This is a genomic window from Streptomyces sp. NPDC007162 (assembly GCF_040634175.1).
In the GTDB taxonomy this organism is placed as follows: Bacteria; Actinomycetota; Actinomycetes; order Streptomycetales; family Streptomycetaceae; genus Streptomyces.
The window spans coordinates 1-25,141 of record NZ_JBEYFC010000084.1 but is presented as its reverse complement, the minus strand read 5'-3'; the positions used below and the strand labels follow the sequence as shown (position 1 = coordinate 25,141).

The 25,141-nt window shown below is 72.0% G+C and carries 20 protein-coding genes and 3 pseudogenes; 14 read left to right on the top strand and 9 right to left on the bottom strand.

Annotated features, from left to right (window positions below):
• Window positions 1–30: 30 nt before the first annotated feature.
• Window positions 31–1,533 carry an MFS transporter gene (locus ABZ646_RS13120; RefSeq protein ID WP_360517042.1) on the bottom strand — a complete coding sequence of 501 codons (1,503 nt, stop codon included), beginning with the start codon at window positions 1,531–1,533 and terminating at the stop codon, window positions 31–33.
• Window positions 1,534–1,631: 98 nt separating this feature from the next.
• Here ABZ646_RS13120 and ABZ646_RS13115 point away from each other — a divergent pair, with 98 nt between their 5' ends.
• Window positions 1,632–2,207 carry a TetR/AcrR family transcriptional regulator gene (locus ABZ646_RS13115; RefSeq protein ID WP_360517039.1) on the top strand — a complete coding sequence of 192 codons (576 nt, stop codon included), beginning with the start codon at window positions 1,632–1,634 and terminating at the stop codon, window positions 2,205–2,207.
• Window positions 2,208–2,234: 27 nt separating this feature from the next.
• Here the strand turns inward: ABZ646_RS13115 and ABZ646_RS13110 are convergent, their stop codons facing one another.
• The gene (locus tag ABZ646_RS13110; RefSeq protein WP_360517036.1) at window positions 2,235–3,536 is read right to left on the bottom strand and encodes a helix-turn-helix domain-containing protein; all 1,302 of its coding nucleotides are present in this window, start codon (window positions 3,534–3,536) and stop codon (window positions 2,235–2,237) included.
• Window positions 3,537–3,677: 141 nt separating this feature from the next.
• Between ABZ646_RS13110 and ABZ646_RS13105 the strand changes: the two genes are divergently transcribed.
• Both ABZ646_RS13105 and pruA read left to right on the top strand, forming a co-directional pair.
• Window positions 3,678–4,604, top strand: a complete 927-nt coding sequence (locus tag ABZ646_RS13105) for a proline dehydrogenase family protein (protein ID WP_360517033.1) — start codon at window positions 3,678–3,680, stop codon at window positions 4,602–4,604.
• Window positions 4,605–4,660: 56 nt separating this feature from the next.
• On the top strand, window positions 4,661–6,292 hold the full coding sequence (gene pruA, locus ABZ646_RS13100; RefSeq protein ID WP_360517030.1) for an L-glutamate gamma-semialdehyde dehydrogenase: 1,632 nt from the start codon (window positions 4,661–4,663) through the stop codon (window positions 6,290–6,292).
• A gap of 9 nt (window positions 6,293–6,301) precedes the next feature.
• Here the strand turns inward: pruA and ABZ646_RS13095 are convergent, their stop codons facing one another.
• A complete protein-coding gene (locus ABZ646_RS13095) occupies window positions 6,302–7,204 on the bottom strand; it encodes a helix-turn-helix transcriptional regulator (RefSeq protein WP_360517027.1) in 903 nt (300 codons plus the stop codon).
• 95 nt (window positions 7,205–7,299) lie between these two features.
• Here ABZ646_RS13095 and ABZ646_RS13090 point away from each other — a divergent pair, with 95 nt between their 5' ends.
• Both ABZ646_RS13090 and ABZ646_RS13085 read left to right on the top strand, forming a co-directional pair.
• Complete coding sequence (locus ABZ646_RS13090) at window positions 7,300–7,995, top strand: SDR family NAD(P)-dependent oxidoreductase (protein ID WP_360517024.1); 696 nt, start codon at window positions 7,300–7,302, stop codon at window positions 7,993–7,995.
• Between the two features lie 264 nt (window positions 7,996–8,259).
• On the top strand, window positions 8,260–8,391 hold the full coding sequence (locus ABZ646_RS13085) for a hypothetical protein (protein ID WP_132889751.1): 132 nt from the start codon (window positions 8,260–8,262) through the stop codon (window positions 8,389–8,391).
• A 79-nt stretch (window positions 8,392–8,470) separates the two neighbouring features.
• On the opposite strand, the gene ABZ646_RS13080 is transcribed toward ABZ646_RS13085, so the two are convergent.
• Window positions 8,471–10,018 (bottom strand): metallophosphoesterase family protein, encoded by a 1,548-nt coding sequence (locus tag ABZ646_RS13080; RefSeq protein ID WP_360517021.1) that lies wholly within the window; start codon window positions 10,016–10,018, stop codon window positions 8,471–8,473.
• Window positions 10,019–10,160: 142 nt separating this feature from the next.
• Here ABZ646_RS13080 and ABZ646_RS13075 point away from each other — a divergent pair, with 142 nt between their 5' ends.
• Both ABZ646_RS13075 and ABZ646_RS13070 read left to right on the top strand, forming a co-directional pair.
• Window positions 10,161–11,204, top strand: coding sequence for a 3-isopropylmalate dehydrogenase (locus tag ABZ646_RS13075; RefSeq protein ID WP_360517018.1), 1,044 nt, complete (start codon window positions 10,161–10,163; stop codon window positions 11,202–11,204).
• 249 nt (window positions 11,205–11,453) lie between these two features.
• A complete protein-coding gene (locus tag ABZ646_RS13070; protein ID WP_360517015.1) occupies window positions 11,454–12,560 on the top strand; it encodes a branched-chain amino acid aminotransferase in 1,107 nt (368 codons plus the stop codon).
• Window positions 12,561–12,991: 431 nt separating this feature from the next.
• On the opposite strand, the pseudogene ABZ646_RS13065 reads toward ABZ646_RS13070, so the two are convergent.
• Window positions 12,992–13,430, bottom strand: a pseudogene (locus tag ABZ646_RS13065) (cytosine permease); the annotation flags it as partial.
• Window positions 13,431–13,576: 146 nt separating this feature from the next.
• On the opposite strand from ABZ646_RS13065, the gene ureA reads away from it, so the two are divergent.
• From ureA to cimA, 5 genes are all read left to right on the top strand, one after another.
• Window positions 13,577–14,278 (top strand): urease subunit gamma, encoded by a 702-nt coding sequence (gene ureA, locus ABZ646_RS13060; RefSeq protein ID WP_360517012.1) that lies wholly within the window; start codon window positions 13,577–13,579, stop codon window positions 14,276–14,278.
• Window positions 14,275–15,987 (top strand): urease subunit alpha, encoded by a 1,713-nt coding sequence (locus tag ABZ646_RS13055; RefSeq protein ID WP_360517009.1) that lies wholly within the window; start codon window positions 14,275–14,277, stop codon window positions 15,985–15,987. The genes ureA and ABZ646_RS13055 overlap by 4 nt, the downstream gene beginning before the upstream one ends.
• Window positions 15,988–15,996: 9 nt before the next feature.
• Window positions 15,997–17,031, top strand: coding sequence for an agmatine deiminase family protein (locus ABZ646_RS13050; RefSeq protein WP_360517006.1), 1,035 nt, complete (start codon window positions 15,997–15,999; stop codon window positions 17,029–17,031).
• 17 nt (window positions 17,032–17,048) lie between these two features.
• Window positions 17,049–17,651, top strand: a complete 603-nt coding sequence (locus ABZ646_RS13045; RefSeq protein ID WP_360517003.1) for a TetR/AcrR family transcriptional regulator — start codon at window positions 17,049–17,051, stop codon at window positions 17,649–17,651.
• Between the two features lie 298 nt (window positions 17,652–17,949).
• Window positions 17,950–19,560 carry a citramalate synthase gene (cimA, locus tag ABZ646_RS13040; RefSeq protein ID WP_360517000.1) on the top strand — a complete coding sequence of 537 codons (1,611 nt, stop codon included), beginning with the start codon at window positions 17,950–17,952 and terminating at the stop codon, window positions 19,558–19,560.
• A gap of 10 nt (window positions 19,561–19,570) precedes the next feature.
• Here the strand turns inward: cimA and ABZ646_RS13035 are convergent, their stop codons facing one another.
• The gene (locus tag ABZ646_RS13035; RefSeq protein ID WP_360516997.1) at window positions 19,571–20,065 is read right to left on the bottom strand and encodes a hypothetical protein; all 495 of its coding nucleotides are present in this window, start codon (window positions 20,063–20,065) and stop codon (window positions 19,571–19,573) included.
• A 15-nt stretch (window positions 20,066–20,080) separates the two neighbouring features.
• Window positions 20,081–20,260 (bottom strand): annotated as a pseudogene (locus ABZ646_RS13030) (ricin-type beta-trefoil lectin domain protein); the annotation flags it as partial.
• Between the two features lie 64 nt (window positions 20,261–20,324).
• Here ABZ646_RS13030 and ABZ646_RS13025 point away from each other — a divergent pair.
• A pseudogene (locus ABZ646_RS13025) lies at window positions 20,325–20,999 on the top strand (glycoside hydrolase family 3 C-terminal domain-containing protein); the annotation flags it as partial.
• 77 nt (window positions 21,000–21,076) lie between these two features.
• Window positions 21,077–22,444: a hypothetical protein gene (locus ABZ646_RS13020; protein WP_360516995.1), complete on the top strand. Its 1,368-nt coding sequence runs from the start codon at window positions 21,077–21,079 to the stop codon at window positions 22,442–22,444.
• 153 nt (window positions 22,445–22,597) lie between these two features.
• Here ABZ646_RS13020 and ABZ646_RS13015 read toward each other — a convergent pair whose 3' ends face one another.
• Complete coding sequence (locus ABZ646_RS13015) at window positions 22,598–24,178, bottom strand: hypothetical protein (protein ID WP_360516992.1); 1,581 nt, start codon at window positions 24,176–24,178, stop codon at window positions 22,598–22,600.
• Between the two features lie 255 nt (window positions 24,179–24,433).
• Window positions 24,434–25,027, bottom strand: coding sequence for a YceI family protein (locus ABZ646_RS13010; protein ID WP_360516989.1), 594 nt, complete (start codon window positions 25,025–25,027; stop codon window positions 24,434–24,436).
• Window positions 25,028–25,141 lie beyond the last annotated feature (114 nt).

Genomic DNA, 25,141 nt, shown 5'->3' with positions numbered 1-25,141 from the left:
TTGTCGGCCCACCCGGCGTTCGCGCGTCCGCTAGCTGTCGGCCCTGCGCAGCGTCACCCCCGCTCCCACCGCGGCCGCCACCAGCAGAACCGCCCCCGCGATCGCCGCCCCCTGCATCCCGCTGGTGAACGCCTCCCGCGCGGTGGCCAGCAGGGACTCACCGGCCCGGCCGGGCAACCCCGCCGCCGCGACCAGCGCGCCGCTCAGCGTCTCGCGGGCCCCCGCCGGAGCCGTGGCCGGCATCTCGTGGCGGTAGACCGCGGTGCCTATCGACCCGAGCACGGCCATGCCGAGCGCCCCGCCGAACTCCGCGCCGGTCTCCAGCAGCGCGGAGGCCGTGCCCGCCCGTTCCACCGGTGCTCCGCCCATCGCGAGGTCGGTCAGCTGGGACATGATCGCCACCATCCCGCAGGCGAGCACCCCGGCCCCGGTCAGCACCAGCCACAGCGAGTCGGTGCCGAGGAGGGCGAGCAGCACGAACCCGGCCGCCATCGCCGCGAAGCCGCCGGCGACGACGTACCCCCGGTCCACGCCCCGCTGCACCAGCTGTGCGGTGAGAGGCCCCGCGACCCCGATGAACACCGAGGGGACCAGGCTCCACAGCGCGGCCGCGAGCGGACTCATCCCGAGGACCGCCTGGAGGTACTGCGTGGTGTAGATCGCCGAGCCCATCATGGCGAGCGAGGCGACGAGGTTCAGGACCAGCGCCGGGGTGAAGCCGCGGCCCCTGAGCAGCGCGGGCGGGATCAGCGGGGAGTCGGTGGTGCGCTGGCGGTGGACGAAGAGCGCCGCGAAGAACAGGCCGACGGTGACCGAGACGACGTACAGCGGGTGCCAGCCCTCCGAGGGGATCTCCTTGACGCCGTAGATCACGGGGAGCACGGCGGCCATCGAGAGCGGGACGCTCAGCCAGTCGAGGCGGCCGGGGGAGGGGTTGCGGGACTCCGGGAGCAGGACCGGGCCGAGGAGCAGGAGCAGGGCCATCGCCGGGAGGTTGACCAGGAAGACCGACCCCCACCAGAAGTGCTCCACGAGGATCCCGCTCATCACCGAGCCGAGCGCGATCCCACCCGTCATCACCCCGGACCACAGGCCGATCGCCTTCGCGCGCTGGCCGGGGTCGGTGAACATCGTGCGCAGCAGGGCCATCGTCGACGGCATCAGGGTCGCGCCGCCGATGCCGAGGACCGCGCGGGCGGCGATCAGGGTGCCTGCGCTGTCCGCGTACGCGGCGAGCAGTGAGGCGCCGCCGAAGGCCGCGGCGCCGAACAGCAGGAGGCGCCGGCGGCCGATGCGGTCGCCCAGCGCGCCCATCGTCATCAGCAGCCCGGCCAGGACGAAGCCGTAGATGTCCAGGATCCACAGCTGCTGGGTGCCGCTCGGCCTGAGGTCGGCGCCGATCGCCGGGAGGGCGAAGTAGAGGACCGAGACGTCCATCGAGACCAGCAGCAGCGGCAGCATCAGTACGCCGAGTGCGGTCCATTCGCGGCGGCCCGCCGGTGCGGGGGCGGTCGTGCTCTTCGGGTTCGTCATGCCGACGAATGTACGGGCGTCTTAAACGCTTGTCTAGAACGCTTGTATAAGTCATCCGTCTAGGACGTCTGTATGGATCCGGGGGTAGGCTGGTCCGCATGGGACACCGTGAGGATCTGCTGGACGGCGCCAAGCGCTGCCTGCTGGAGAAGGGGTTCGCGCGGACGACGGCGCGCGACATCGTCAGGGAGTCGGGGACCAACCTCGCCTCCATCGGCTACCACTACGGCTCCAAGGACGCGCTGCTCGCCCAGGCCTACATCGCGCTGGTGGAGGAGATGTCCTTCGAGGGCGACGGCGCCGGACTCACCAGCGTGCCCGGCTCGCTCGAACGGTTCCGCGAGGTCTGGTCGAACATCGTCGCCACCATGCGCGAGCCCGGCACGATGTGGCGGCTCAGCGTGGAGGTGGTGGCGATGGGCGACCAGCTGCCCGAGGTGCGCGACCAGCTGGCGCGCGCCCAGCGCGAGGGCGGCCGGGGACTGACCGCGCTGCTGATGGGCGTGCCGGAGGACGAGATCTCCGACGAGACCGCCGACACCCTCGGCCGTTTCTACATGACCCTGATGTCCGGCCTGATCTCCCAGTGGACCTTCGACCCGAAGACCGCACCCGACGGCGACACCCTCACCGAGGGTCTGCGGCAGATCATCGCGGCCGCCAACCGGATCTGACCACGGGTCCCCAGCCGGCCCGGCCGGCTACAGCCGGGCCCCCTTGAGCGCCATGTGCAGCAGCAGCCGGTCCTCGCCGTCGTCCAGGTCGAGGCCGGTCAGCTGTTCGACGCGGGACAGGCGGTAGTACAGGGTCTGCCGGTGGATGCCGAGCGCCGCGGCCGTACGCCCCGCCTGGCCCGCGCAGTCCAGGTAGACCTCGGCGGTCCTGGCCAGTTCGCGGTGGGCCGGGGTGAGCAGCGGGGCCACGGCCGGGTCGCGGGACGCCTCCGGCGGCAGCGAGGTCAGCAGCCGGTAGGGGCCGATGCGCGCCCACTGCGCCACCGGGCCGAACCGGGGTTCCGCCAGCGCGGCGCGGGCGGCCGCGGCGGCCTCCTGCCAGACCGCGCCCAGCTCGGCCAGCCCGGTCCTGGCCTCGCCCACCCCCGCGACCGACGCCGGCACCACCGGGCCCGCGGCGAACCCCGCCGCCACGGCCGCAGCCGTCCGTGCCCCGGCCCCGCGCGCCGCCGCCGATCGGGCCTCCCGGGCCTCCTCCGCCTCCTTGAGCAGCCTGGCCGCCGCCGCCAGGGCGGGCGCGGCCACCTGGGTGCTGCGCAGCCGGACCAGTACCGCCAGGCTGTGCCCCGTCGCCCCCCACGGCAGCGTGCACAGCGCGGTCGCGTGCGGGACCGTGCGCGGGGACGGGGCGTCGTCCGGGTCGGCCGACGGCCAGGGGGCGACACAGACCAGCGTGTGCGGGCCGTCGCCGCGCGTCCCCAGAGCCGTACGCAGCTCGGCCACCGCCATGTCCTGCTGCCAGCCCCGCTCCGCGACCAGCACCGCCCGTAGCTCGCGGCTGAGCCCCGCACCGGCCTGCGCCTCGTCCGCGAGCAGCGCGCCGATCCGCTCGGCCACCCCCATGGCAGCGGCCAGCTGGGCGTCGGTCGGGCCGGGATCGCCGTCCAACAGCCAGACGTAGCCGAGGACGACACCCCGATGGCGTACCGGCAGGCAGATCCTTCCCCGGTACACCCCCGCCTCCGGGGTCGGCGGGATCCGGACCGGACCGGTCGCCCGGGTGATGCCGAAGCCCTCGAACCAGGCACGGACCGCCGCAGTGGAGCGCCGGGTCAGGATCGAACGGGTGCGGACCGGGTCCAGGGCGGACGGGTCGAGGTCGCCCTCACTGTCGTACGCCCCGAAGGCGATCAGCTCGAAGTCGCGGTTCTCCAGGGTCGCGGGGGCGCCCAGCAGCTCCGAGATCTCGTCGACCAGCTCCTGGTAGTCACCCTTGGATTCCGACGTCACCCGGGCATTCTCCCGCAATCCGCGGATGCCTTCATACATCTGTCTGAGATCTCCGGCACGGATGCGTGACAGCTGTCGATGGCCGACGATCGAAGAGATCCCTACCTTTCACGGTGGTTCCCCGTGCCGTGTCCACATCGTCGGATCGCGGCATTCCGGCATGTGTTGTGGAGGTGCCCCGTGCTGGGTCCCGTGATTCTCGCCGCGTCGCGCAGCGACCGGATGCGTCGCCTGATCTCGGCGGCCCCGGTGACGAAGCAGGTCGTCGACCGCTTCATCCCCGGTGAGACGGTCGGTGACATCGTCCCGGTCATCGAAGAGCTCACGGGCCGCGGCCTGGAGCTGACGATGGACGTCGTCGGTGAGGACATCACCACCCCCGGGCAGGCCGCCGCCGCCCGGGACGCGTACCTGGCGCTCGTCGAGCACCTGCGCACACTGGGCCTGGGCGAGCGCGTCGAGATGTCGGTCAAGCTGTCCATGTTCGGCCAGGCGCTTCCGGGCGGCCACGAGCTGGCCCTCGCGAACGTCCGGCCCGTCGTCGAGGCCGCCGCCGCCATCGGTACGACCGTCACCCTCGACGCCGAGGACCACACCACCCTCGACTCGATGTTCGCCATCCACGAGGAACTGCGGAAGGACTTCCCGGGGACCGGCTGCGTCATCCAGGCCTACCTCTTCCGCACCGAGGCCGACGCCCGCCGCCTCGCCGCGGCGGGCAGCCGGGTCCGCCTGGTCAAGGGCGCCTACAAGGAGCCCGCCGAGGTCGCCCACCAGCAGAAGAGCGAGATCGACAAGGCGTACGTGCGGGTCCTGCGCACCCTGATGGAGGGCGAGGGGTACCCGATGGTCGGCTCCCACGACCCGCGCCTGATCTCCATAGCCCAGGAACTCGCCCGGCGCGCCGGACGCAAGCCCGACGAGTACGAGTTCCAGATGCTGTACGGCATCCGCAGCGACGAACACCTCAGGCTCGCCGCCGAGGGCCATCGGATGCGCGTCTACACCGCCTACGGCACCGACTGGTACGGCTACTTCATGCGCAGGCTGGCGGAGAAGCCGGCGAACCTGCGTTTCTTCCTGCGCTCGATGGTCAGCAAGGGCTGAGACCCCCCGCTCGACAAGCCTCATCACCCGCTCACGTACAAGGAGTTACGGATCCCATGGACGCTGTGACCCAGGTCCCCGCCCCCGTCAACGAGCCGGTGCACGGCTATGCCCCCGGCTCGGCCGAGCGCACCCGCCTGGAGGCGAAGCTCAAGGAGCTCGCCGAGAACCCGATCGAGCTGCCGATGACCATCGGCGGTGAGAAGCGGCTCGGCGGCGGCGAGCCCTTCCAGGTGGTGCAGCCGCACCACCACAAGTCCGTCCTCGGCACCGGCCGCCACGCCACCCGGCAGGACGCGCAGGACGCCATCGACGCCGCTCTCGCCGCCGCGCCCGCCTGGCGCGCGATGTCCTTCGACGACCGCGCCGCGATCATCCTGCGCGCCGCCGAACTGCTCTCCGGCCCCTGGCGCGAGACCCTCGCCGCCTCGACCATGCTCGGCCAGTCCAAGACCGTCCAGCAGGCCGAGATCGACACGCCCTGCGAGCTGATCGACTTCTGGCGGTTCAACGTCCACTACGCCCGCCAGATCCTGGCCGAGCAGCCCCCGGCCAACTCGCCGGGCGTGTGGAACCGCATGGACCACCGCCCTCTGGAGGGCTTCGTCTACGCGATCACGCCGTTCAACTTCAGCGCCATCGCGGGCAACCTGCCGACGGCCCCCGCCCTCATGGGCAACGTCGTCGTCTGGAAGCCGTCGCCGACCCAGACCCACGCGGCCGTCCTGCTGATGCGGCTGCTGGAGGAGGCCGGTCTGCCCAAGGGCGTCATCAACCTGGTCACCGGGGACGGCATCGAGGTCTCCGAGGTCGCCCTGACCCACCGGGACCTGGCCGGCATCCACTTCACCGGCTCCACCAAGACCTTCCAGTACCTCTGGAAGACGGTCGGCAACAACATCGAGAAGTACCGCACCTACCCGCGTCTGGTGGGCGAGACCGGCGGCAAGGACTTCCTCGTCGCCCACCCGAGTGCCGACCGGGCCGTCCTCAAGACCGCCCTGACCCGCGGTGCCTTCGAGTACCAGGGCCAGAAGTGCAGCGCGACCTCCCGCGCCTACCTCCCGGCGTCCATCTGGAATTCCGGCTTCCGCGAGGAGTTCGCCGCCGAGGTCGACCACCTGACCATGGGTGACGTCACCGACCTGTCGAACTTCGTCGGCGCCGTGATCGACGAGCGTGCCTTCGCCAAGAACAAGGCCGCGATCGACCGCGCGAAGACCGACCCGACCTGCGAGATCGTGGCGGGCGGCTCCTACGACGACTCGGTCGGCTGGTTCGTCCGCCCGACGGTCGTCGTCTGCGACGACCCGGAGAACGAGGTGTTCCGCACCGAGTACTTCGGCCCGTTCCTCGCCGTGCACGTCTACGAGGACGACAAGTACGACGAGATGCTGACCCAGATGGAGTCGGTGTCGGACTACGCGCTCACCGGCTCGGTCATCTCCAACGACCGCGCGGCCGCCGCGTACACGATGGAGAAGCTCCGCTACGCGGCCGGCAACTTCTACATCAACGACAAGTCGACCGGTGCCGTCGTCGGCCAGCAGCCCTTCGGCGGCGGCCGGGCCTCGGGCACCAACGACAAGGCAGGCGCCCCGCAGAACCTGCTGCGCTGGACCCTGACCCGGGCGATCAAGGAGACCCTGGTCCCGCCGACCGACTACACGTACCCGCACATGGGCTGACCCCCGCCCTCACTCCACCCGGGCACGGGGCGGGAAGCCTGACCCACGAGCAGGCTTCCCGCCCCGTTCCCACGGCCGGAACAGGGCCCACAGCCCGGCCTGGTCCGAGCTGCCCGGCGCCGCCGACAGGATCACGATCTTCAGTTCCGAATCGCCGTCCGTGAGGACGTCGCAGTCCACCTCCACCGGCCCGACCTCCGGATGCTCGACCGTCTTGCGGTCCTCGCGGTGGGCGGCCACCGTGCCGTCCGCCCAGAGCCGGGCGAACCGCTCGTTGCCGCCGGCCAGTTCGCGGATCAGCCCGGCCAGCCGGGCGTCGTGCGGGAAGCGGCCGGTGGCCCGGCGCAGGTCCGACACGATCGCGCGGTCGGAGTCGTCGCCGTTCGCCACCCGCACCGGCCACGCCGAGAGCCGGGCCGCCTCGCCGCCCACCGGGAACCGCTCGCGGGCGAGGCTGCGCAGCTGTGGCGGAACGTCCGACGGGTCGCCGAGCAGCGCGGCCCAGGCGGGGTTCCAGCACAGCAGCTGCCAGTGCGCGGTGAACACGCCTACCGCGACATCGCCGAGCCGGTTCAGCACGCGGTGCACGCCCGGTGGGAGGCGGTCCGGGATCGGACCGTCGTCCGGGGGCAGCAGCCCGGCCATGCGGTAGAGGTGCTCACGCTCGGTGCGGGTCAGCCGCAGGGCGCGGGCGAGGGCGGCGACCACCTGTCCGGAGGGCGCCGTGGCCCGGCCCTGCTCCAGGCGGACCACGTAGTCGACGGACACCCCGGCGCGTTCGGCGAGTTCCTCGCGGCGCAGTCCCGGTGCCCGCCGGGCGGGGCCGACCGGCAGTCCCAGGTCCGACGGTGACAGCCGCTCCCGCCAGGCTCGGATGGTGGTACCCAGGTCGGTCGTCGTTTTCCCGGTCATGTCCGCCATCCTGCCTCCTCGGCGATCCTGGTACCGCCGTTCCTACGGTCGGGGCGTCCCTGGCAGCGCATCCGCACCGGGCGCAGGATCGACCCATGACCATCACCTTCATCACCGGAGCCAACAAGGGTCTCGGCCGGGAGACCGCCCGCCGTCTCGTCGAGCTCGGCCACACCGTGCTCCTCGGGGCCCGCGACCCGGAGCAGGGCGCCGCCGCGGCCGACGCGCTCGGGGCGCGGTTCGTGCGGATCGACGTCACCGACGACGCCTCGGTCGCCGCCGCGGCCGCCGACGTCGCCGCCCGCGAGGGCAGGATCGACGTCCTGGTGAACAACGCCGGTATCGCGGGACCGCACGCCGACCCGGCCGAGCTCACCGCGGCCGACGCGCTCGCCGTCTTCGACGTCAACCTCTTCGGCGTCATCCGCACGACCACCGCGTTCCTGCCGCTGCTGCGCAGGTCGGCGGACCCGGTCGTGGTCAACGTCAGCAGCGGGCTGGGGTCGGTCGCCGTCACCCACGACCCGGACCGCGTCGAGTCCACCGTCGTGGCACCGCTGTACAACTCCTCCAAGGCGGCCCTGGTCATGCTCACCACCCAGTACGCCAAGGCCTTCAAGGACGTCCGCGTCAACGCCGTCGACCCCGGCTACACGGCGACCGACCTCAATGCCCACAGCGGCCCGCAGACCGTCACCGAGGGCACCGACGCGATCGTCCGACTCGCCACCGAACCGGCCGGCGCCGGCACCGGCCGGTTCATCGACCGGCACGGCCCGGTCGCCTGGTAGCCGCCGCGCGGTCCGTTGAAAGGCCTGCTCGGAGCCGTCCGGCCGACCTCGCCGTCTCAGATAGTAGGAAGTCCGAGTAATTGTGCAGACAGAAGCGGGCCGCTCCCTTACTTTTGTAGGAGCCGAACGTCTCGCTCGATCAAGCGAATGGCGGTCGTGAGCCGGGCCCCGTGCAGGCAACCCCTGCGGCCCGTGCTCCCCGCCCCTTCCGGCGTCTCGTAACCCCCCTGCCGTACTCCACGTATGCCGAAGGAGTCGATTCCCATGGCCGAGACGACCGTCCGCCGCCGAGTCCGCCACGTGTCCCGCACGAGCGACTCCGAGCGCAAGAACGCAGCCGCCGCCCTCCAGCGCGCCCTCGACCGCCGTGACAACGGCGGCGAGACCGGCCACTGACCGGCAGCGGTCCCCCTGATCGGGAGCCGCACCCGCACGGGGTACGGCGCGGCCGGGACAGCCGCGCCGTACTCCGGGATCAGCCGCCGCGCCGGATCTCGAAGTGGTCGATCCGGGCCCCGTTCTGGGCCAGCGCCGACACCTTCAGCCGCGGGGTGCCACCCGCCTCCGCCTCGACCTTGAGGAAGGAGAAGCCGGTGTACCGCACCCGCGACCACTCCACCGTCTCGGCCGCGTTGTGCTGTCCTTCGGCCCAGTGGAAGCTGTCCACCACGTCGTGCCGGGTGATGTGCCCCTCGTAGCTGTCCCGCACCCCGGACGGGAACGAGTACAGGGCCCGCCCGCCGCCGCCCGCCGTGACGTGGACGATTCCGTCCCGGGTCGGGTCGGTCGACCCGCCGACCGGGACCGCGCGGCCGACCCGGCCGTCCTGCACCGCGTCGGTGCGCTCGTACACGTGGTTGTGCCCGTTGATCACCAGGTCCACCTGGTACCGGGCGAACAACGGCAGCCACGCCGCCCGGATCCCGCCGTCGGAGGCGTGCGAGGACGTCGAGTACGCGCAGTGGTGGAAGAAGACCACGACGAAGTCCACCTCCCCGGCCGCCCGCAGCTCCTTCAGCTTCCGCTCCAGCCATGCCGTCTGCCGGCCGCCGCTGTAGCCGAGGTTGGCGGGTATCTCGTACGATACGTCGTTCGCGTCCAGCGCCACGAAGCCGACGTTGCCGTAGGTGAACGCGTACACGCCCGGTGCCCCGTGCGCATCGAAGCCGTTGTCCGGGAGGGCGAAGCGGGCGTACTGGCCGCCGTAGCCGTCGGGGGAGTACCAGGCCTCCATGTCGTGGTTGCCGGTCGTCACCATCCACGGCACCGACCGCGCCACCGGGTCGTTCTGCTTCAGGAACCGGTCCCACTCGCGGGCGTCGTAGCCGTCCGAGGTCTTCCCGGTGCCGTTGCCGTCGGCGTAGCAGATGTCCCCCGCGTGCAGGTGGAAGGCCGGGTCCTGCTTCAGCAGCGCGGTGTCGCTCGCCCGGCCGGCCTGACCGACGCCCTGGTCGCCGAAGGCCGTGAACACGAACCGCTCCGGGCTCGCGGGCGCCGTGCGCAGGGGCGTGACGGCGGAGCGGTGGTCCGGGGCGGCCGGGTCCCAGCCCTCGTGGCCGACGCCGTAGTAGTAGGTGGTGCCGGGGGCGAGGCCGTCCACCGCCGCGTGCAGGTAGTACTGCTCGACCACCGGGCGCACGCCCTGCACCCCGGGCGTGCGCAGATGCCGTACCTCCGCGTCCACGCGCCGGGTCAGGTCGTCCGGCCGGGTGCCGATCCGGACGAACGGCCTGCGGACGGGGGAGGGCACCTGCCAGGAGATCCGCATCTGCCGCTTCGGGTCGGCGCCGAAGGCGAGATGGCGTCCGAACGGCGGGACCGCCGCGCCCCGGACCGCCGAGGTGGCCGGTGCCGGACTCGCCGACCTCCCCGCGCAGCCGGCCAGCAGACCGCCGCCCGCCACCGCGCCCGCCGTCACCAGGGTGCGGCGGCTCACCAGCCGGGTGCGCAGATACTCGTACTGCTCGGCCATGCTCATCCGGGCGGCGAGCCGTGGCGGAATACCGAAGTCGGGGACGTCCATGCCGCAAAGATGCCCAGCACACGTCAACAACCGCCATACACACGGGTGAACGCCGGGCGACGGGACGAGCGGTCCCCCGATCGGGTGTCCGTATGGCGGACGCCGTGTGTCATCCCATGGGACGAGGAGTAGGGTGCCGGGCATGTCTCGCAGCATCGATCTCGCAGTGATCCCCGGTGACGGCATCGGGCAGGAAGTCGTGGCCGAAGGCCTCAAGGTCCTCTCCGCCGTCCTCCCGCAGGATGTGAAGCTGGAGACCAAGGAGTTCGACTTCGGCGCCCGGCGCTACCACGCCACCGGTGAGACCCTCACCGACGCCGACCTCGACGCGCTCAAGCAGCACGACGCCATCCTGCTGGGTGCGATCGGCGACCCGAGCGTCCCGTCCGGCGTCCTGGAGCGCGGCTTCCTGCTGAAGCTCCGCTTCGCCTTCGACCACCACGTCAACCTGCGTCCGTCGAAGCTCCTCCCCGGTGTCGCCACCCCGCTGGCCGGCGAGCCGGAGATCGACTTCGTCGTGGTCCGCGAGGGCACCGAGGGCCCGTACACCGGCAACGGCGGCACCATCCGCAAGGGCACCGAGCACGAGGTCGCCACCGAGGTGTCCGTCAACACCGCCTACGGCGTCGAGCGGGTCGTCCGGGACGCCTTCGCCCGCGCCCAGGCCCGTCCGCGCAAGAAGCTCACGCTGGTCCACAAGAACAACGTGCTGACCTTCGCCGGGCACCTGTGGACGAACATCTTCAACAAGGTGGCCGAGGAGTTCCCCGAGGTCACCACGGACTACATTCACGTCGACGCGGCCACCATCTACCTGGTCACCGACCCGGCCCGGTTCGACGTGATCGTCACCGACAACCTCTTCGGCGACATCATCACCGACCTCGCCGCGGCCGTCTCCGGCGGCATCGGCGTCGCGGCGAGCGGCAACATCAACCCCTCCCGCGAGTTCCCCTCGATGTTCGAGCCGGTCCACGGTTCCGCGCCCGACATCGCCGGCCAGGGCAAGGCGGACCCGACCGCCACGGTCCTGTCCGTCGCCCTGCTGCTGCGCCACCTCGGCTACGAGGCCGAGGCCGCCCGCGTCGAGGAAGCGGTCACCGCCGACCTCACCGAGCGCCAGGGCAAGCCCGCCCGCTCCACCTCGGAGATCGGCGACGCGCTGGCCGTACGAGTAGCCGGCTGACCCCGCCGAGCCTTCTCGAAGCCTCACGAAGACTTTCGAAGCCGCCGGGTCGCACACGCACCCGGCGGCTTCCCCGTGCCTGCCACCGGGTGCCACCATCAACCCCGGGTCCGCTTTCACCCCGATTCCTTCCACCCCGGCCTCCGCGCGATAATCGAACGCGAAGCCGCGGTATGAGGGAATGCTCGGACGTCCTACGACAGGGGTGTGAGCGCGGCCACTACTACAACCGGTGAAGGACTACCACTCATGACGACGCCCACGATCGAGCTCAAGCCGTCCGCGCACCCGACCGCCGCCGCCGAGCGCGAGGCGATCCTCGCCAACCCCGGATTCGGCCGCCACTTCACCGACCACATGGTGACGATCAAGTGGACCGAGGGCCGCGGCTGGCACGACGGCCAGCTCGTCCCGTACGCGCCGATCCCGCTCGACCCGGCCACCAACGTCCTGCACTACGCCCAGGAGATCTTCGAGGGCCTGAAGGCCTACCGCCGCCCCGACGGTTCGGTGGCCACCTTCCGTCCCGACCAGAACGCCAAGCGCTTCCAGCGCTCCGCCCGCCGCCTCGCCATGCCCGAGCTACCGGTGGAGACCTTCATCGAGGCCTGTGACGTCCTGGTCCAGCAGGACAAGGACTGGGTCCCGGCGCACGGCGGCGAGGAGTCCCTCTACCTGCGCCCCTTCATGATCGCCACCGAGGTCGGCCTGGGCGTCAAGCCCGCCAACGAGTACCTCTTCCTGGTCATCGCCTCCCCGGCCGGCGCCTACTTCCCCGGTGGCGTCAAGCCGGTCTCCATCTGGGCCTCCGAGGACCGGGTCCGCGCCGTCCCCGGCGGCATGGGCGACGCCAAGACCGGCGGCAACTACGCGGCCTCCCTGCTCGCCCAGGCGGAGGCCGCCGCCCAGGGCTGCGACCAGGTCTGCTACCTCGACGCGGTCGAGCACAAGTGGGTCGAGGAACTCGGCGGCATGAACCTGTACTTCGTGTACGGCGCTGCATCCAATGAAAAGCCGGTGATCGTCACCCCCACCCTGTCCGGCTCCATCCTGGAGGGCGTCACCCGCGACTCCCTCCTGACCGTCGCCCGCGACCTCGGCTACGCGTCCGAGGAGGCCCGGGTCTCCATCGACCAGTGGCAGCGCGACTCGGAGAACGGCACCCTCACCGAGGTCTTCGCCTGCGGCACGGCCGCCGTGATCACCCCGGTCGGCACGGTCAAGCGGACCGGCGCCGAGTGGCAGCAGTCGGGCGGCGAGCCCGGCGAGGTCACCCTCCGCCTCCGCGAGGCGCTCCTGGACATCCAGCGCGGCACGGCGGAGGACAAGCACGGCTGGATGCACCAGCTCGGCTGATCGATCTCCGGTCGTCCGTTCGACGCGTACTCATTCGGTCGTCGGCCGACGTGTCGCTCGATGGGGTGCACGGGGCCGCTTATCAGGGTGCGGAGCGTGCACGGAGCGCATGGTCAGCGGTGACGGTTCGTTCGGTGCGACTGGGGGAGGGGGCTGGTGGCGCGCAGGCGCGGGCGGAAGCGTGCGCTGCGTGCGCCGGCTGCCCCGTTCACGGTGGGGGCTCCGTCGGGGGCGAGGATCCGGGATCGGCTGAAGGGTCCGCGCGGGACCACGAGCCCACCCAGGACAGCGGGCACGCCCCACCAGGGCGGCAAGACCCGACCGCGCCGAAGTGACCACCTCGTGCTGTTCCTCGACCTCGAAGACCGTTCGCGAGATCACCAGGTACAGCGCCCCGCCTACGGCCCTCGGCAGCAGGAAGCTGCAAGGGTCATGTTCCAGCCCGCCGGGTACCAGTAGATCCCGCCCCGCGAGCGCCCCAAGGCGTGCCGATGGCGGTGAGGAGGAGCGCGAAGGAGGGCATCGCGGACTGGGCGTTCCAGGCGATGGGGGCCCGTGTGGGTGGTGCGGGCCCGGGATGCGCGGGGCAGGATCGCGTCCAGGTCGCGGCCCATGGAGTAGGGCATCAGGCCCGCGTTGCCGACCGGGCCCGCGGAGGTGGGCAGGCAGGACCCGCCGGGAGGTGTGCCGGGTGGGGGAGAGGGAGGGTGATGGAGGCGACCGGCTCCGACAGGCCCGCCGCCACCGCCGCCAGACACCACGTCGGCCGGAAGCCGCCCAGCAGGTAGCCGTCGGCCTCCGGCAGCGCGGAGGTGGGGGGAGGGCCGTCATGCCGATGGCGAGGACCTTGGGCATGGCGAGCAGCATCCGGCACCAGCCCAGCCCGAAGGGCGGTGGCAGCCGGACGCATCGCGCTGCACTTAGAACAGCGTTCAATGTGAGCCATGATGCTTGGGGGAATCCTTTCCCTTACGGGTGTCCCTCATTAGAGTGACGTTCAAAGTGAAGGGAACGAGATGCGGCTGACCCCCACCGAACGCGACCGGCTGCTGCTCTTCGGAGCCGCCGAGCTCGCCCGTGCCCGCCGCGCGCGGGGCCTCAGGCTCAACGTGCCCGAGGCCACCGCGCTGATCGCGGACACCGTCTGCGAGGCCGCCCGGGACGGAAAGCGGCTCGCCGAGGCCGTCGAGGCCGCCCGTGCCGTCCTCGGCCCGGCCGACGTGCTGCCCGGCGTCGCCGACGTCGTCACCGAGGTGCACGTCGAGGCCGTCTTCGACGACGGGTCGCGGCTCGCGGTCGTCACCGACCCGATCGGGGGCGCGGGCCTCGGGGAGACGGCTCCGGGTGCGCTGCTGCCCGGTCCCGCGCACAGCGACCCGGAGGCGGTCCTACGGCTGACCGTCACCAACACCGCCACCGTCCCGGTCTCCGTCACCTCGCACTTCCACTTCTTCGAGGCCAACCCGCGCCTCGACTTCGACCGTGCCGCGGCCTACGGGCTGCGGCTCGCCGTCCCCGCCGGCTCCTCCGTGCGGTTCGGGCCCGGGGAGTCGCAGGAGGTCGGTCTCGTACCGATCGGCGGCGCCCGGGTCGCCATCGGCTTCGCCGGGCTCGTGGACGGCCCGCTGGACGCGCCCGGCGCCCGCGAGGAGGCCCTGCGCAGGGCGGCCGCCTGCGGCTACCTGGGCGTACCGGAGACCGGGGAGACCGACCGATGAGCCGCCCCGGGGGCCACCCCGCCGAGGCCCGCCGCCTCACCCCGCACGAGTACGCGGCCACCCACGGCCCGCGCGCCGGCGACCGCGTCCGGCTCGGCGACTCGGGCCTGGTGATCCGCGTCGAGGACGACTCCCAGCGCTACGGCGACGAGTTCCTCGCCGGGTTCGGCAAGACCGCCCGCGACGGACTGCACCTGAAGGCCGCCGCCGTCCGGGACACCTGTGACGTCGTCATCAGCAACGCCGTCGTCATCGACGCCGTGCTCGGCATCCGGAAGGTGTCCATCGGCATCAGGGAAGGGCGCATCTGCTCGATCGGGCGGGCCGGCAACCCCGACACCCTCGACGGGGTGGACGTCGTGGTCGGCACCGGCACGTCCATCGTGTCCGGCGAGGGCCTGATCGCCACCGCCGGGGCCGTCGACACCCACGTCCATCTGCTGTCCCCGCGCATCATGGAGGCCTCGCTGGCCTCCGGCGTGACCACGATCATCGGGCAGGAGTTCGGGCCGGTGTGGGGGGTGGGCGTCAACTCGCCCTGGGCGCTGCGGCACGCGTTCGGGGCCTTCGACGCCTGGCCGGTCAACATCGGTTTCCTGGGCCGGGGTTCGTCCTCGCACCGGGCGCCGCTGGTCGAGGCGCTGGCCGAGGGCGGCGCCTGCGGCTTCAAGGTGCACGAGGACATGGGCGCCCACACCCGGGCGCTGGACACCGCCCTCCGGGTCGCCGAGGAACACGACGTCCAGGTCGCCCTGCACAGCGACGGGCTGAACGAGTGCCTGTCCGTGGAGGACACCCTCCGGGTGCTCGAAGGCCGTACCATCCACGCCTTCCACATCGAGGGCTGCGGCGGCGGACACGTGCCGAACGTCCTGAAGATGGCCGGTGTCCCCAACGTCATCGGCTCCTCCACCAACCCCACCCTGCCCTTCGGCCGGGACGCGGTCGCCGAGCACTACGGGATGATCGTCTCCGTCCACGACCTCAAGACCGACCTGCCCGGCGACGCCGCCATGGCCCGCGACCGCATCCGGGCCGGCACCATGGGAGCCGAGGACGTGCTGCACGACCTGGGCGCGATCGGCATCACCTCGTCCGACGCGCAGGGCATGGGCCGGGCCGGCGAGACCGTCCGCCGCACCTTCGCGATGGCCGGGAAGATGAAGGCCGAACTGGGCGCCCCGGACGGCGGGCACGACAACGAGCGCGTGCTGCGCTACATCGCCAAGCTGACCATCAACCCCGCCATCGCCCACGGCCTCGCCCACGAGGTCGGCTCGATCGAGGTCGGCAAGCTCGCCGACATCGTGCTGTGGTCCCCCGAGTACTTCGGCGCCAAGCCGCAGCTCGTCCTCAAGTCCGGCTTCCCCGCGTACGGCGTGACCGGCGACCCGAACGCGGCCACCGACACCTGCGAACCCCTCGTCCTGGGACCGCAGTTCGGGGCCCACGGGGCGACCCCCGCCGACCTCTCGGTGGCGTTCGTCGCCCGGGCCGCGCTCGACCAGGGCAACGACACCATGCCCACCCGGCGCCGCCGGGTCGCCGTCCGCGGCACCCGCGGCATCGGCCCGGCCGACCTGCGGCTCAACTCCCGTACCGGAGCGGTCGACGTCGACCAGCGCACCGGACTGGTCACCCTCGACGGCGAGCCGCTGCGCTCCAAGCCCGCCGACTCCGTCTCCCTCAACCGCCTGTACTTCCTCTGAGGATCACCGATGACTGCTGCCTCCGACGGCTTCCGGATGCCCGCCGAATGGACCCCGCACGAGCGCACCTGGATGGCGTGGCCGGGCCCCAACCCCACCTTCGACGACCCGGACGACCTCATCGCCGCCCGGACGGCCTGGGCGTCGGTGGCCCGTGCGATCCTCCGCTTCGAACCGGTGACCGTCGTGTGCGGTCCCGGCCGGTCGGCCGAGGCGCAGGCGCTGCTCGGCCCCGGCGTCGACACCGTCGAACGGGACCTCGACGACGCCTGGATGCGGGACATTGGCCCCACGTTCCTCACCAACGGGCGTGAACTCGCCGCCGTGGACTGGACGTTCAACGGCTGGGGTGCCCAGCACTGGGCCCGCTGGGAACACGACGCGAAGGTCGCCGCCCAGGTCGCGGACCTCGCGGGCGCGCGGACGTACGCCTCGAAGCTGGTGAACGAGGGGGGCGCGATCCACGTCGACGGCGAGGGGACGGTCCTGCTGACGGAGACCGTACAGCTCGGCCCGGAGCGCAACCCGGGCTGGAGCCGCGAGGAGGTCGAGGCCGAGATCCACGGGATGCTCGGCACCCGCAAGGCGATCTGGCTGCCGCGCGGACTCACCGGCGACTACCCCCCGCACGGCTTCGGCACCCTCGGCCACGTCGACATCGTCGCCGCCTTCGCCCGCCCCGGGGTCGTGGTCGCCCACCACCAGCCGGACCCGGCGCACCCCGACCACGAGGTCACCAGGGAGGTCATCGGGCTGCTGCGGTCCGCGACCGACGCCCGCGGCCGCGCCCTGGAGGTCGTCGAGGTCCCTGCGCCGACCGTCCTGGAGGCCGACGGACACTGGGCGGACTACTCCTACATCAACCACTACCTCTGCAACGGCGGAGTCGTGCTGTGCGGCTTCGACGACCCGCGCGACGAGACCGCGGCCGGGATCCTCCGCCGTCTCTTCCCCGAGCGGACCGTGACCCTGGTGGACGCCCGTACGATCTTCGCGGGCGGCGGCGGCATCCACTGCATCACCCAGCAGCAGCCGAAGATCTAGGAATCCAGGAGCGGAACATGGCCGGTGCGCGCAGGAACGCCCCGCCCCGCGAGGACGTGCTCGCCGCCGCCATGACCATGATCGCCGACCGTGGTCTGGAGAAGCTCACCATGGCCGCCCTCGGCCGCGAGGTCGGGATGAGCAGCGGCCACCTCCTCTACTACTTCCACTCCAAGGACGAGCTCCTGCTCCAGACCCTGGAATGGAGCGAGGGCCGGCTGGGCGCCGAGCGCGGCCGGCTGCTCACCCGGCCCGGCACCGTCCGCGAGCGCCTGGACGGGTACGTCGACCTGTACGTGCCCGACGGGCACCGCGACCCGCACTGGACGCTCTGGCTGGAGGTCTGGAACCGCTCGCAGAACGCCGGGGAGGCCGCCCGCGACCGGCAGGCCGCCATCGAGGGCGCCTGGCACCGCGACCTGGTGGCGCTCCTCGCGGAGGGCGTGTCCACGGGCGAGTTCCGCGCGGTCGACCCGGACCGCTTCGCCACCCGCCTGCGTGCCCTGCTCGACGGCTTCTCCATCCATGTGGCGATCGGCCTGCGCGGCACGGACCGCACCCGGGCCCTCGGCCACGTACGGGAGTTCCTGGCAGCGGATCTCGTGCGACACCCGGAGTGACGACCGCATCCTGAGACGGTGAGTGAGCCGGGGGCGCGGTTGTGCCACACTGCCCCCGTGCTCTCGTTCGCCATGATTATTGGCAGCAGGCGCGCCGGTCCGCAGTGACCACCACGTACGACCAGGTACGGGTGGCCATCGTCGTCCTCGACCCGCGCGCAGACCTCTCGCACCCGCGAGGGGTTTTTTCGTTTTCCGGCCCACCTTCAGCCGGGAGGCAGGCGCGAGGGACCATGGAGGCACGGTGGAGCCGGTCATTCCGGTACGACCGAGATTCGACATCAGGAGCCTTGAGACCATGACCGAGACGGAAACCAGCGAGCTCGACGACTCGTTCCACGTCTTCGACACCACGCTGCGCGACGGCGCGCAGCGCGAGGGCATCAACCTCACCGTCGCGGACAAGCTCGCCATCGCCCGGCACCTGGACGACTTCGGCGTGGGCTTCATCGAGGGCGGCTGGCCGGGTGCCAACCCCAGGGACACCGAGTTCTTCGCCCGGGCCCAGCAGGAGATCGACTTCAGGCACGCCCAGCTCGTCGCCTTCGGAGCGACCCGCAGGGCGGGTGCCAGGGCGGCGGAGGACCCCCAGGTCAAGGCGCTGCTGGAATCCGGCGCCCCGGTGATCACGCTGGTCGCCAAGTCCCACGACCGGCACGTCGAGCTGGCCCTGCGCACCACCCTCGACGAGAACCTGGAGATGGTCCGCGACACCGTCTCCTTCCTCAAGGACCAGGGCCGCCGGGTCTTCGTCGACTGCGAGCACTTCTTCGACGGCTACCGCGCCAACCCCGAGTACGCGAAGGCGGTCGTCCGCGCCGCCTCGGACGCCGGCGCAGACGTCGTCATCCTCTGCGACACCAACGGCGGCATGCTCCCCGCCCAGGTCAACGCCGTGGTCTCCACCGTCCTCGCCGACACCGGCGCCCGGCTCGGCATCCACGCCCAGGACGACACCGGCTGCGCGGTCGCCAACACCCTCGCCGCCGTCGACGCGGGCGCCACCCACGTGCAGTGCACGGCGAACGGCTACGGCGAGCGCGTCGGCAACGCCAACCTGTTCCCGGTGGTCGCCGCGCTGGAGCTGAAGTACGGCAAGAAGGTGCTGCCCGACGGCCGGCTGCGCGAGATGACCCGGATCTCCCACGCCATCGCCGAGGTCGTCAACCTCACCCCCTCCACCCACCAGCCGTACGTGGGTGTCTCGGCCTTCGCCCACAAGGCTGGCCTGCACGCCTCGGCCATCAAGGTCGACCCCGACCTCTACCAGCACACCGACCCCTCCCTCGTCGGCAACACCATGCGCATGCTGGTCTCCGACATGGCCGGCCGCGCCTCCATCGAGCTCAAGGGCAAGGAACTGGGCGTCGACCTCGGCGACGACCGGGAACTGGTCGGCCGGGTGGTGGAACGCGTCAAGGAGCGCGAGCTCAGGGGGTACACCTACGAGGCGGCCGACGCCTCCTTCGAACTGCTCCTGCGCGCCGAGGTCGAGGGCAAACCCCGCTCCTACTTCCGCGTCGAGTCCTGGCGGGCCATCGTCGAGGACCGCCCCGACGGCACCCACGCCAACGAGGCCACGGTCAAGCTCTGGGCGAAGAGCGAGCGCATCGTCGCCACGGCGGAGGGCAACGGCCCGGTCAACGCCCTCGACCGGGCGCTGCGGGTGGCCCTGGAGAAGATCTACCCCCAGCTGGCCAAGCTCGACCTGGTCGACTACAAGGTCCGCATCCTGGAGGGCAAGCACGGCACCGAGTCCACGACCCGGGTCCTGATCTCCACGTCCGACGGCAGCGGCGAGTGGTCGACGGTGGGCGTCGCCGAGAACGTGATCGCCGCGTCCTGGCAGGCCCTGGAGGACGCGTACACGTACGGCCTGCTGCGGGCCGGCGTCGAGCCCGCCGAGTAGGCGGTCCGGTTCAGCAGGAGTCCTCGGCGAGCTTCTCGAACTCGCCGAGGCTCAGCACCCGGCCGTCCGCCCAGACCCGGCCGGGTCTCAGCTTCGCCAGGTCGGTCGTGCGGAACGTCAGCGTCGTGCTGTACGCGTAGTCGCCCTCGCCCTTCACGAAGCCGAGTCGACAGGTGTACGCGGCCACCGTGTGCTGCGCCCCGGTGTGCCGGGCGTGCCAGTCGGCGGGCGGGTCGAAGAGCGGGAAGCTCGCCTTCCCGGTCCGCAGCGTCTTCTCGACCCGCCAGCCGGACAGGTTGCGCCCGGAGCCGTCCCGGGCCCGGGTGCCGCTGAGGGACAGACCCTGGACCCGGTCGTCGCCGCACGGCCGGACCAGCGCGTGCGGCCTGCCGTCCAGCCCGACCCGTACCGCGGCCAGCGGCGCCGCCATGGACTCGCACCCGGCCAGCAGCACCGCACCGGCGACCGTGCCCAGCACGGCCGCCGCCCCGCTCGTATGTCGCACAGCACTCCTACGGCACTACTGAAGACGCCACTTCTGGTTGGCGGCCCCCGTGCACGACCAGATCTGCGCCCGCGCACCGTTCGCCGACGAGTTGTCCGTGACGTCGAGGCACGTGTTCGCCGCCGTGTTCACGACATCACCGGTCGAGGAGTTGTACGACCACTGCTGCGCACCGGTTCCGTTGCAGTCGTACAAGTGACGGCGCGTGACGACGCGGTGTCCCGCATCCTCACCCAGAAGTTCCGGCTGGGTCTCTTCGGACGTCACCTACTCCAAGGACGCCTCGTCACCTACCTCCGGATACGACGTGGGCGTGGTCGTCGTCGGCGAGACCCCCTACGCCGAGGGCGTCGGAGACGTCGGCAACGGCCACGACCTGACCCTGTCCGCCGCCGACCGGGCCGCCGTGGACAAGGTGTGCGCGGCCATGAAGTGCGCGGTGCTGATCGTCTCCGGGCGCCCGCAGCTGATCGGCGACCGGCTCGGCGGGATCGACGCCCTGGTGGCGTCCTGGCTGCCGGGCACCGAGGGCGACGGCGTGGCCGACGTGCTCTACGGCAGGCGCGCCTTCACCGGACAGCTCCCGGTCACCTGGCCGAAGTCCGAGGCACAGCTGCCGATCAACGTGGGAGACGCGTCGTACGACCCGCAGTACCCGTACGGCTGGGGTCTGACGACCCTGACCAAGGCACCCAAGGGCGGCGAGGCGACCCTGCGGGCGCTCGGCGCCGCGGCCAGGGCCGCGGAACGGGCCGGTGCCTCCTCGACGGGCTGGAGGCTGGTCACCGAGGCCCGGCTGCTCGTTCAGGCGAAGGTCGGCCAGTCGATCACGGCGGCCGTCTCCGAGCCCTTCGCCGACGCCGACCATCTGCTGCTGACCGGGAAGTACGCGGCGGCGGTGGAGAAGCTGACGGAGGCGTACCGGGCAGCGTGACGCACGACCGCTCTGGGGAGGCTTCGGTCATTCCCCGCTTCTCGGGCAATTCCTCGCGCTTCGGGTAATTTCGAAGCATGAAGGCCGCGCGACGGACCCGAAGCCTCCCGGTGCTGCTGCTCGCCGTGCTGGCGCTGCTCGCCCTGACCGCGGGCGCTCCGCAGGCCACGGCGGCCACCGGGGTCTCGGCGATCGCCGACGCCCTGCGCAGGAGCCCGGTGTACGTCGACCCGGCGGCCGCCGCCCAGCTGTCCACGGCCGAGGCCGACACCCTGGCCCACCAGATCAAGGACGCGGACGAACCGCTGTTCATCGCCGTCCTGCCGGCCGGCTACCCCACCAGGAACCTCTTCACCGACCTGCGCACGGCCACCGGGATCACCGGCCTGTACGCCGTCCGCCTCGGCGACCGCTTCGACGCCCGCGCCGACGCCTCGGTGCTGCCCCGCACGGCCGTGCGGAACCTGGTCACCAGCGTCCAGGGCGAGACCGCGAACACCCAGCTCACCGACTTCACCGGCCGCGCCCTGACCAGCATGGGCGGCAAGGCGCCCGCCTCGTGGGGCGGCCGCGCCACGACCGGCTCGGGGGTCTCCGACACGGCGCTGATCGCGCTCGGGGCGGTGGTCGTGGCCGGTGGCGCGGGCGCGTACGCGCTGGTCCGCCGCAGCCGCCGGCGCCACGAACAGGAGCAGCGGGCCGCGCTGGACCGGCTCCGGGTGGTCGTGGACGAGGACATCACCGCGTTCGGCGAGGAACTGGACCGGCTCGACTTCCATCCGGCCGAGTCCGGCGCGGACGGCGCGATGCGCGCCGACTACGAGCGGGCGCTGAACGCCTACGACCAGGCGAAGTCGGCCATGGCCGACGCCCGGAGACCGGAGGACGTCCGCGCGGTCACCGAGGCCCTGGAGGACGGTCGGTTCTCGCTGGCCCAGCTGGCCGCCCGCCGCACCGGAACACCGCTCCCCGAGCGCCGGCCGCCGTGCTTCTTCGACCCCCGGCACGGCCCCTCGGTCACGGACGCCACCTGGACCCCGCCCGGTGGCGCACCCCGTGAGGTACCGGTCTGCGCGGCCGACGCCACCCGGCTGGCCGACGGCCGGGACCCGGTGGTCCGCGAGGTCGACACCGACCTGGGCCGCCGACCCTACTGGGACGCGGGGCCGGCCTACGGTCCCTGGGCGGGCGGCTACTTCGGCGGCGGCATCCTGCCCGGTCTCCTCCTCGGCACCGCCCTGGGCGGCTGGATGTCCGCCCCCGCCTACGCGGCCGACTACGGCACCGGCTACGGCGACTTCGGCGGCTTCGACACCGGCGGCCACCAGGGCGGCGACGTCTCGGGCGCGAACTTCGACCCCGGGGACTTCGGCGACTTCGGGGGAGGCGGCGATTTCGGGGGCGGCGGGGGAGGGGACAGCGGGGACTTCGGCGGCGGCTTCTGACCGGACTCGATCGCCCTGTCCTCGACCTGTCCCCGGTGCGCCTCCGATCGGCCTCTGCCCGAACGCACAGCACCTGCTGCCGGTACGGAAACGAACCGCACCCGCACCGTGTCGACGTGCGGTTCGCGAGGTGACGGAACGCCGGTCCCGGCGTCAGCGGCCGCTCCGTGGCCGCGACCTGCGCGCCGTCAGGAACACCAGCGCGCCGCCCGCCACCAGCAGGACGGCGGTGCCCGCCCGCAGCAGGACTCCGTCCGTGCCCGTGGCGGCGAGCCCACCGCCCGTCGTCGTCCCGGTCCCGGTTCCCGCCCCGGAGCCCGACGGGCTCGCGGTGGCCGTGGCCGACGGGGACGCGGAGGTGCCGGGCGACGGGCTGGACGTCGCCGAGCCGGTGGCCGTCACCGCGATCGCCGCGGTGTCGTTCGCCGCGTCGTCGTCACGGTTGGGGTAGTCGGGGTTCTCCACCGCCTTCACGCTGCCCTGCGCGCCGGGGACGACCCGGTCGATCCGCACCGTGAACTCCTGGCTCACCGAGTCGCCCGGCCCGAAGTCCGTGCTGCCGATCTCGCAGGTGTAGCTCTTCGCGCCGGCCTTCCGCGGTGTGCAGTTCCACAGCGGCCCGGGATCGCCCTGCTCGCCGGGGCCGGGGGCGCCGGTGATGGTGGTCCCGGCGGGCGGGGTCACCACGAAGGTGCCGGAGTTGTCGGCGTCCGTCCACGGGAAGCCCATCCGGCCCGGCCCGGTGTTCCGCACGCCCACGGTGATGCTCACCGTCTCGCCGACCCTGCCCTCGACCGTGTCACCGAGCGCCTGGTAGTCGGCGTGCTGGGTGGTGGCGAAGGTGCCGTATCCGGAGCCGGTGAAGCCGGAGCCGGGGGCGACGGACTTCAGGCCGAGCGGCGCGCCGGTGCCGGTCTCGGGGAAGTCGGACGGGTCGAAGGAGTCGGGCGGGGTGCCGCCGACCGGCCACACGACGTAGGTGTTGTAGCCGTACATCGTGTCCGCGGCGGCGGTGTAGCGCAGCGGCGCGTCCGTCTCGTAGGCCGAGCCGGGCGTGACCGGGGTGTCGAACCGGCACCAGGCGCCGGCGTCGGGCGAGTCCGAGTAATGGCAGTTGGAGTGAGTGCGGGCGAGGGAGACGCCGTCGGAGTCCTGAACCAGCAGCATGACGCCCTTGTCGGCGGGGGCGGCGCCGGTGTCGGCGAAGGCCGGGGTGCGCTCGAAGACGGCGCCGGGCGCGATGCCCTTGAGCGCGGGGTAGGGCCGGGTGACGAGCTTCGGGCCGCCGACCAGGACGTCCGTCTTCCCGGTCACGGTGGGCGCGTCGGAGGCGGTGGCGGTGTAGGTGATGGCACCGGTGTCGCCCGCCTTGGCGCCCGCGGTGGGCTTCAGGAAGAACGGGTCGATCGACTCCCCGCCCGACAGCGGGCCCACGTCGCATCTGACCTTGAGGGCGCCGGTGCTCACGCAGTCCCCCGTGACCACCATCGTCGCCTTCCCGGCGAGGGACGACGCGTCGACCGCGACCGAGACGCCGTGGGCGTCCCCGCCCGAGGCGGTGATGCCGAGGGCCAGGTTCGGGCCCTCGCCCTGGGTGGGGAGGTAGTAGTTCTCCTGGGTGTCCAGGACGAGCGTCGTTCCGGCGGCGTGCGCGGCCGGGGTCGCGAGCGCCAGGACGGCCGTCGCGAATGCGGCGGCCGCCGCTGTCCGCCATGTTCCACGTAATGTCAGCACAGTACGTGGACACGCCAAAGCCGCGGAAGGTTGCGCCGGATCGACCGTCAGCTGACGGAGCCAGGTGATCCGCCTGAACTCGAGGGTCCGGGAGGGGGCCCGACCCCAGGAGTTCACCGCCCCCGAAGGGCCCCCGACATGACCGAGCGCCCGGCCCGCCGCGGCAAGCGGAGGACGGGCGCTACGGAAGCGGCGGGGCGGGGACCGGGTGGGCTCGGGAACCGCGGGCGTCTTCGGCGGTTCCGTGCCGTCGGGTCACGCGCTCTTGATCGCCGAGATGTCGAAGTTCAGCTTGATCTTGTCGGAGACGAGGACACCACCGGTCTCCAGCGCCGCGTTCCACGTCACGCCCCAGTCGGAGCGCTTGATCTCGGCCTTGCCCTCGAAGCCGACGCGCTCGTTGCCGAACGGGTCCTTGGCGGCGCCGTTGAACTCCAGGTCGATGGTGACCGGCTTGGTGACACCGAGGATCGTGAGGTCGCCGGTGATGCGGTAGTCCTCGTCGCCGAGGGCCTCCGCCTTGGTGGAGCGGAAGGTCATCGTCGGGAACTCGTCCGTCTTGAAGAAGTCCGCCGACTTCAGGTGGCCGTCGCGGTCGGGGCTGCCCGTGGTGATGCTGGCCATCTGGATGTCGAGGGAGGCCGTGGACTTCGAGGGGTCCTCGCCGTCCAGGTGCAGCGTGCCCTCGAAGTCCTGGAAGCTGCCCTTGACGTTGGTGACCATCGCGTGGCGGGCCACGAAGCCGAGCGTGCTGTGGGCCGGGTCGATCGTGTAGTCGCCGGTCAGCGCGGCGAGGTCGGCGGTCGAGCCGGTGTCGGAGGCGTCGTTCTTGCGGCCGAAGATGCTCATGGGGTGCTCCTTGAGGGGGACGGGTCCCGTTGATGTTTAACATTCAACGAACTCAACGACGCCTACCGTAGACCTATTCCATTCGGCCTTCAACATCATCGGTCCGCGTGTCGC

Bases quoted from the DNA above. Each gene is read 5' to 3' on its own strand.
- ABZ646_RS13045 (WP_360517003.1), top strand. From the start codon at position 17,049: ATGGCCGGTGCGCGCAGGAACGCCCCGCCCCGCGAGGACGTGCTCGCC.
- ABZ646_RS13090 (WP_360517024.1), top strand. From the start codon at position 7,300: ATGACCATCACCTTCATCACCGGAGCCAACAAGGGTCTCGGCCGGGAG.
- ABZ646_RS13120 (WP_360517042.1), bottom strand. From the start codon at position 1,533: ATGACGAACCCGAAGAGCACGACCGCCCCCGCACCGGCGGGCCGCCGC.
- ABZ646_RS13075 (WP_360517018.1), top strand. From the start codon at position 10,161: ATGTCTCGCAGCATCGATCTCGCAGTGATCCCCGGTGACGGCATCGGG.
- ABZ646_RS13080 (WP_360517021.1), bottom strand. From the start codon at position 10,018: ATGGACGTCCCCGACTTCGGTATTCCGCCACGGCTCGCCGCCCGGATG.
- pruA (WP_360517030.1), top strand. From the start codon at position 4,661: ATGGACGCTGTGACCCAGGTCCCCGCCCCCGTCAACGAGCCGGTGCAC.
- ABZ646_RS13070 (WP_360517015.1), top strand. From the start codon at position 11,454: ATGACGACGCCCACGATCGAGCTCAAGCCGTCCGCGCACCCGACCGCC.
- ABZ646_RS13050 (WP_360517006.1), top strand. From the start codon at position 15,997: ATGACTGCTGCCTCCGACGGCTTCCGGATGCCCGCCGAATGGACCCCG.
- ureA (WP_360517012.1), top strand. From the start codon at position 13,577: ATGCGGCTGACCCCCACCGAACGCGACCGGCTGCTGCTCTTCGGAGCC.
- ABZ646_RS13010 (WP_360516989.1), bottom strand. From the start codon at position 25,027: ATGAGCATCTTCGGCCGCAAGAACGACGCCTCCGACACCGGCTCGACC.
- ABZ646_RS13110 (WP_360517036.1), bottom strand. From the start codon at position 3,536: ATGTATGAAGGCATCCGCGGATTGCGGGAGAATGCCCGGGTGACGTCG.
- ABZ646_RS13115 (WP_360517039.1), top strand. From the start codon at position 1,632: ATGGGACACCGTGAGGATCTGCTGGACGGCGCCAAGCGCTGCCTGCTG.
- cimA (WP_360517000.1), top strand. From the start codon at position 17,950: ATGACCGAGACGGAAACCAGCGAGCTCGACGACTCGTTCCACGTCTTC.
- ABZ646_RS13095 (WP_360517027.1), bottom strand. From the start codon at position 7,204: ATGACCGGGAAAACGACGACCGACCTGGGTACCACCATCCGAGCCTGG.
- ABZ646_RS13020 (WP_360516995.1), top strand. From the start codon at position 21,077: ATGAAGGCCGCGCGACGGACCCGAAGCCTCCCGGTGCTGCTGCTCGCC.
- ABZ646_RS13055 (WP_360517009.1), top strand. From the start codon at position 14,275: ATGAGCCGCCCCGGGGGCCACCCCGCCGAGGCCCGCCGCCTCACCCCG.
- ABZ646_RS13085 (WP_132889751.1), top strand. From the start codon at position 8,260: ATGGCCGAGACGACCGTCCGCCGCCGAGTCCGCCACGTGTCCCGCACG.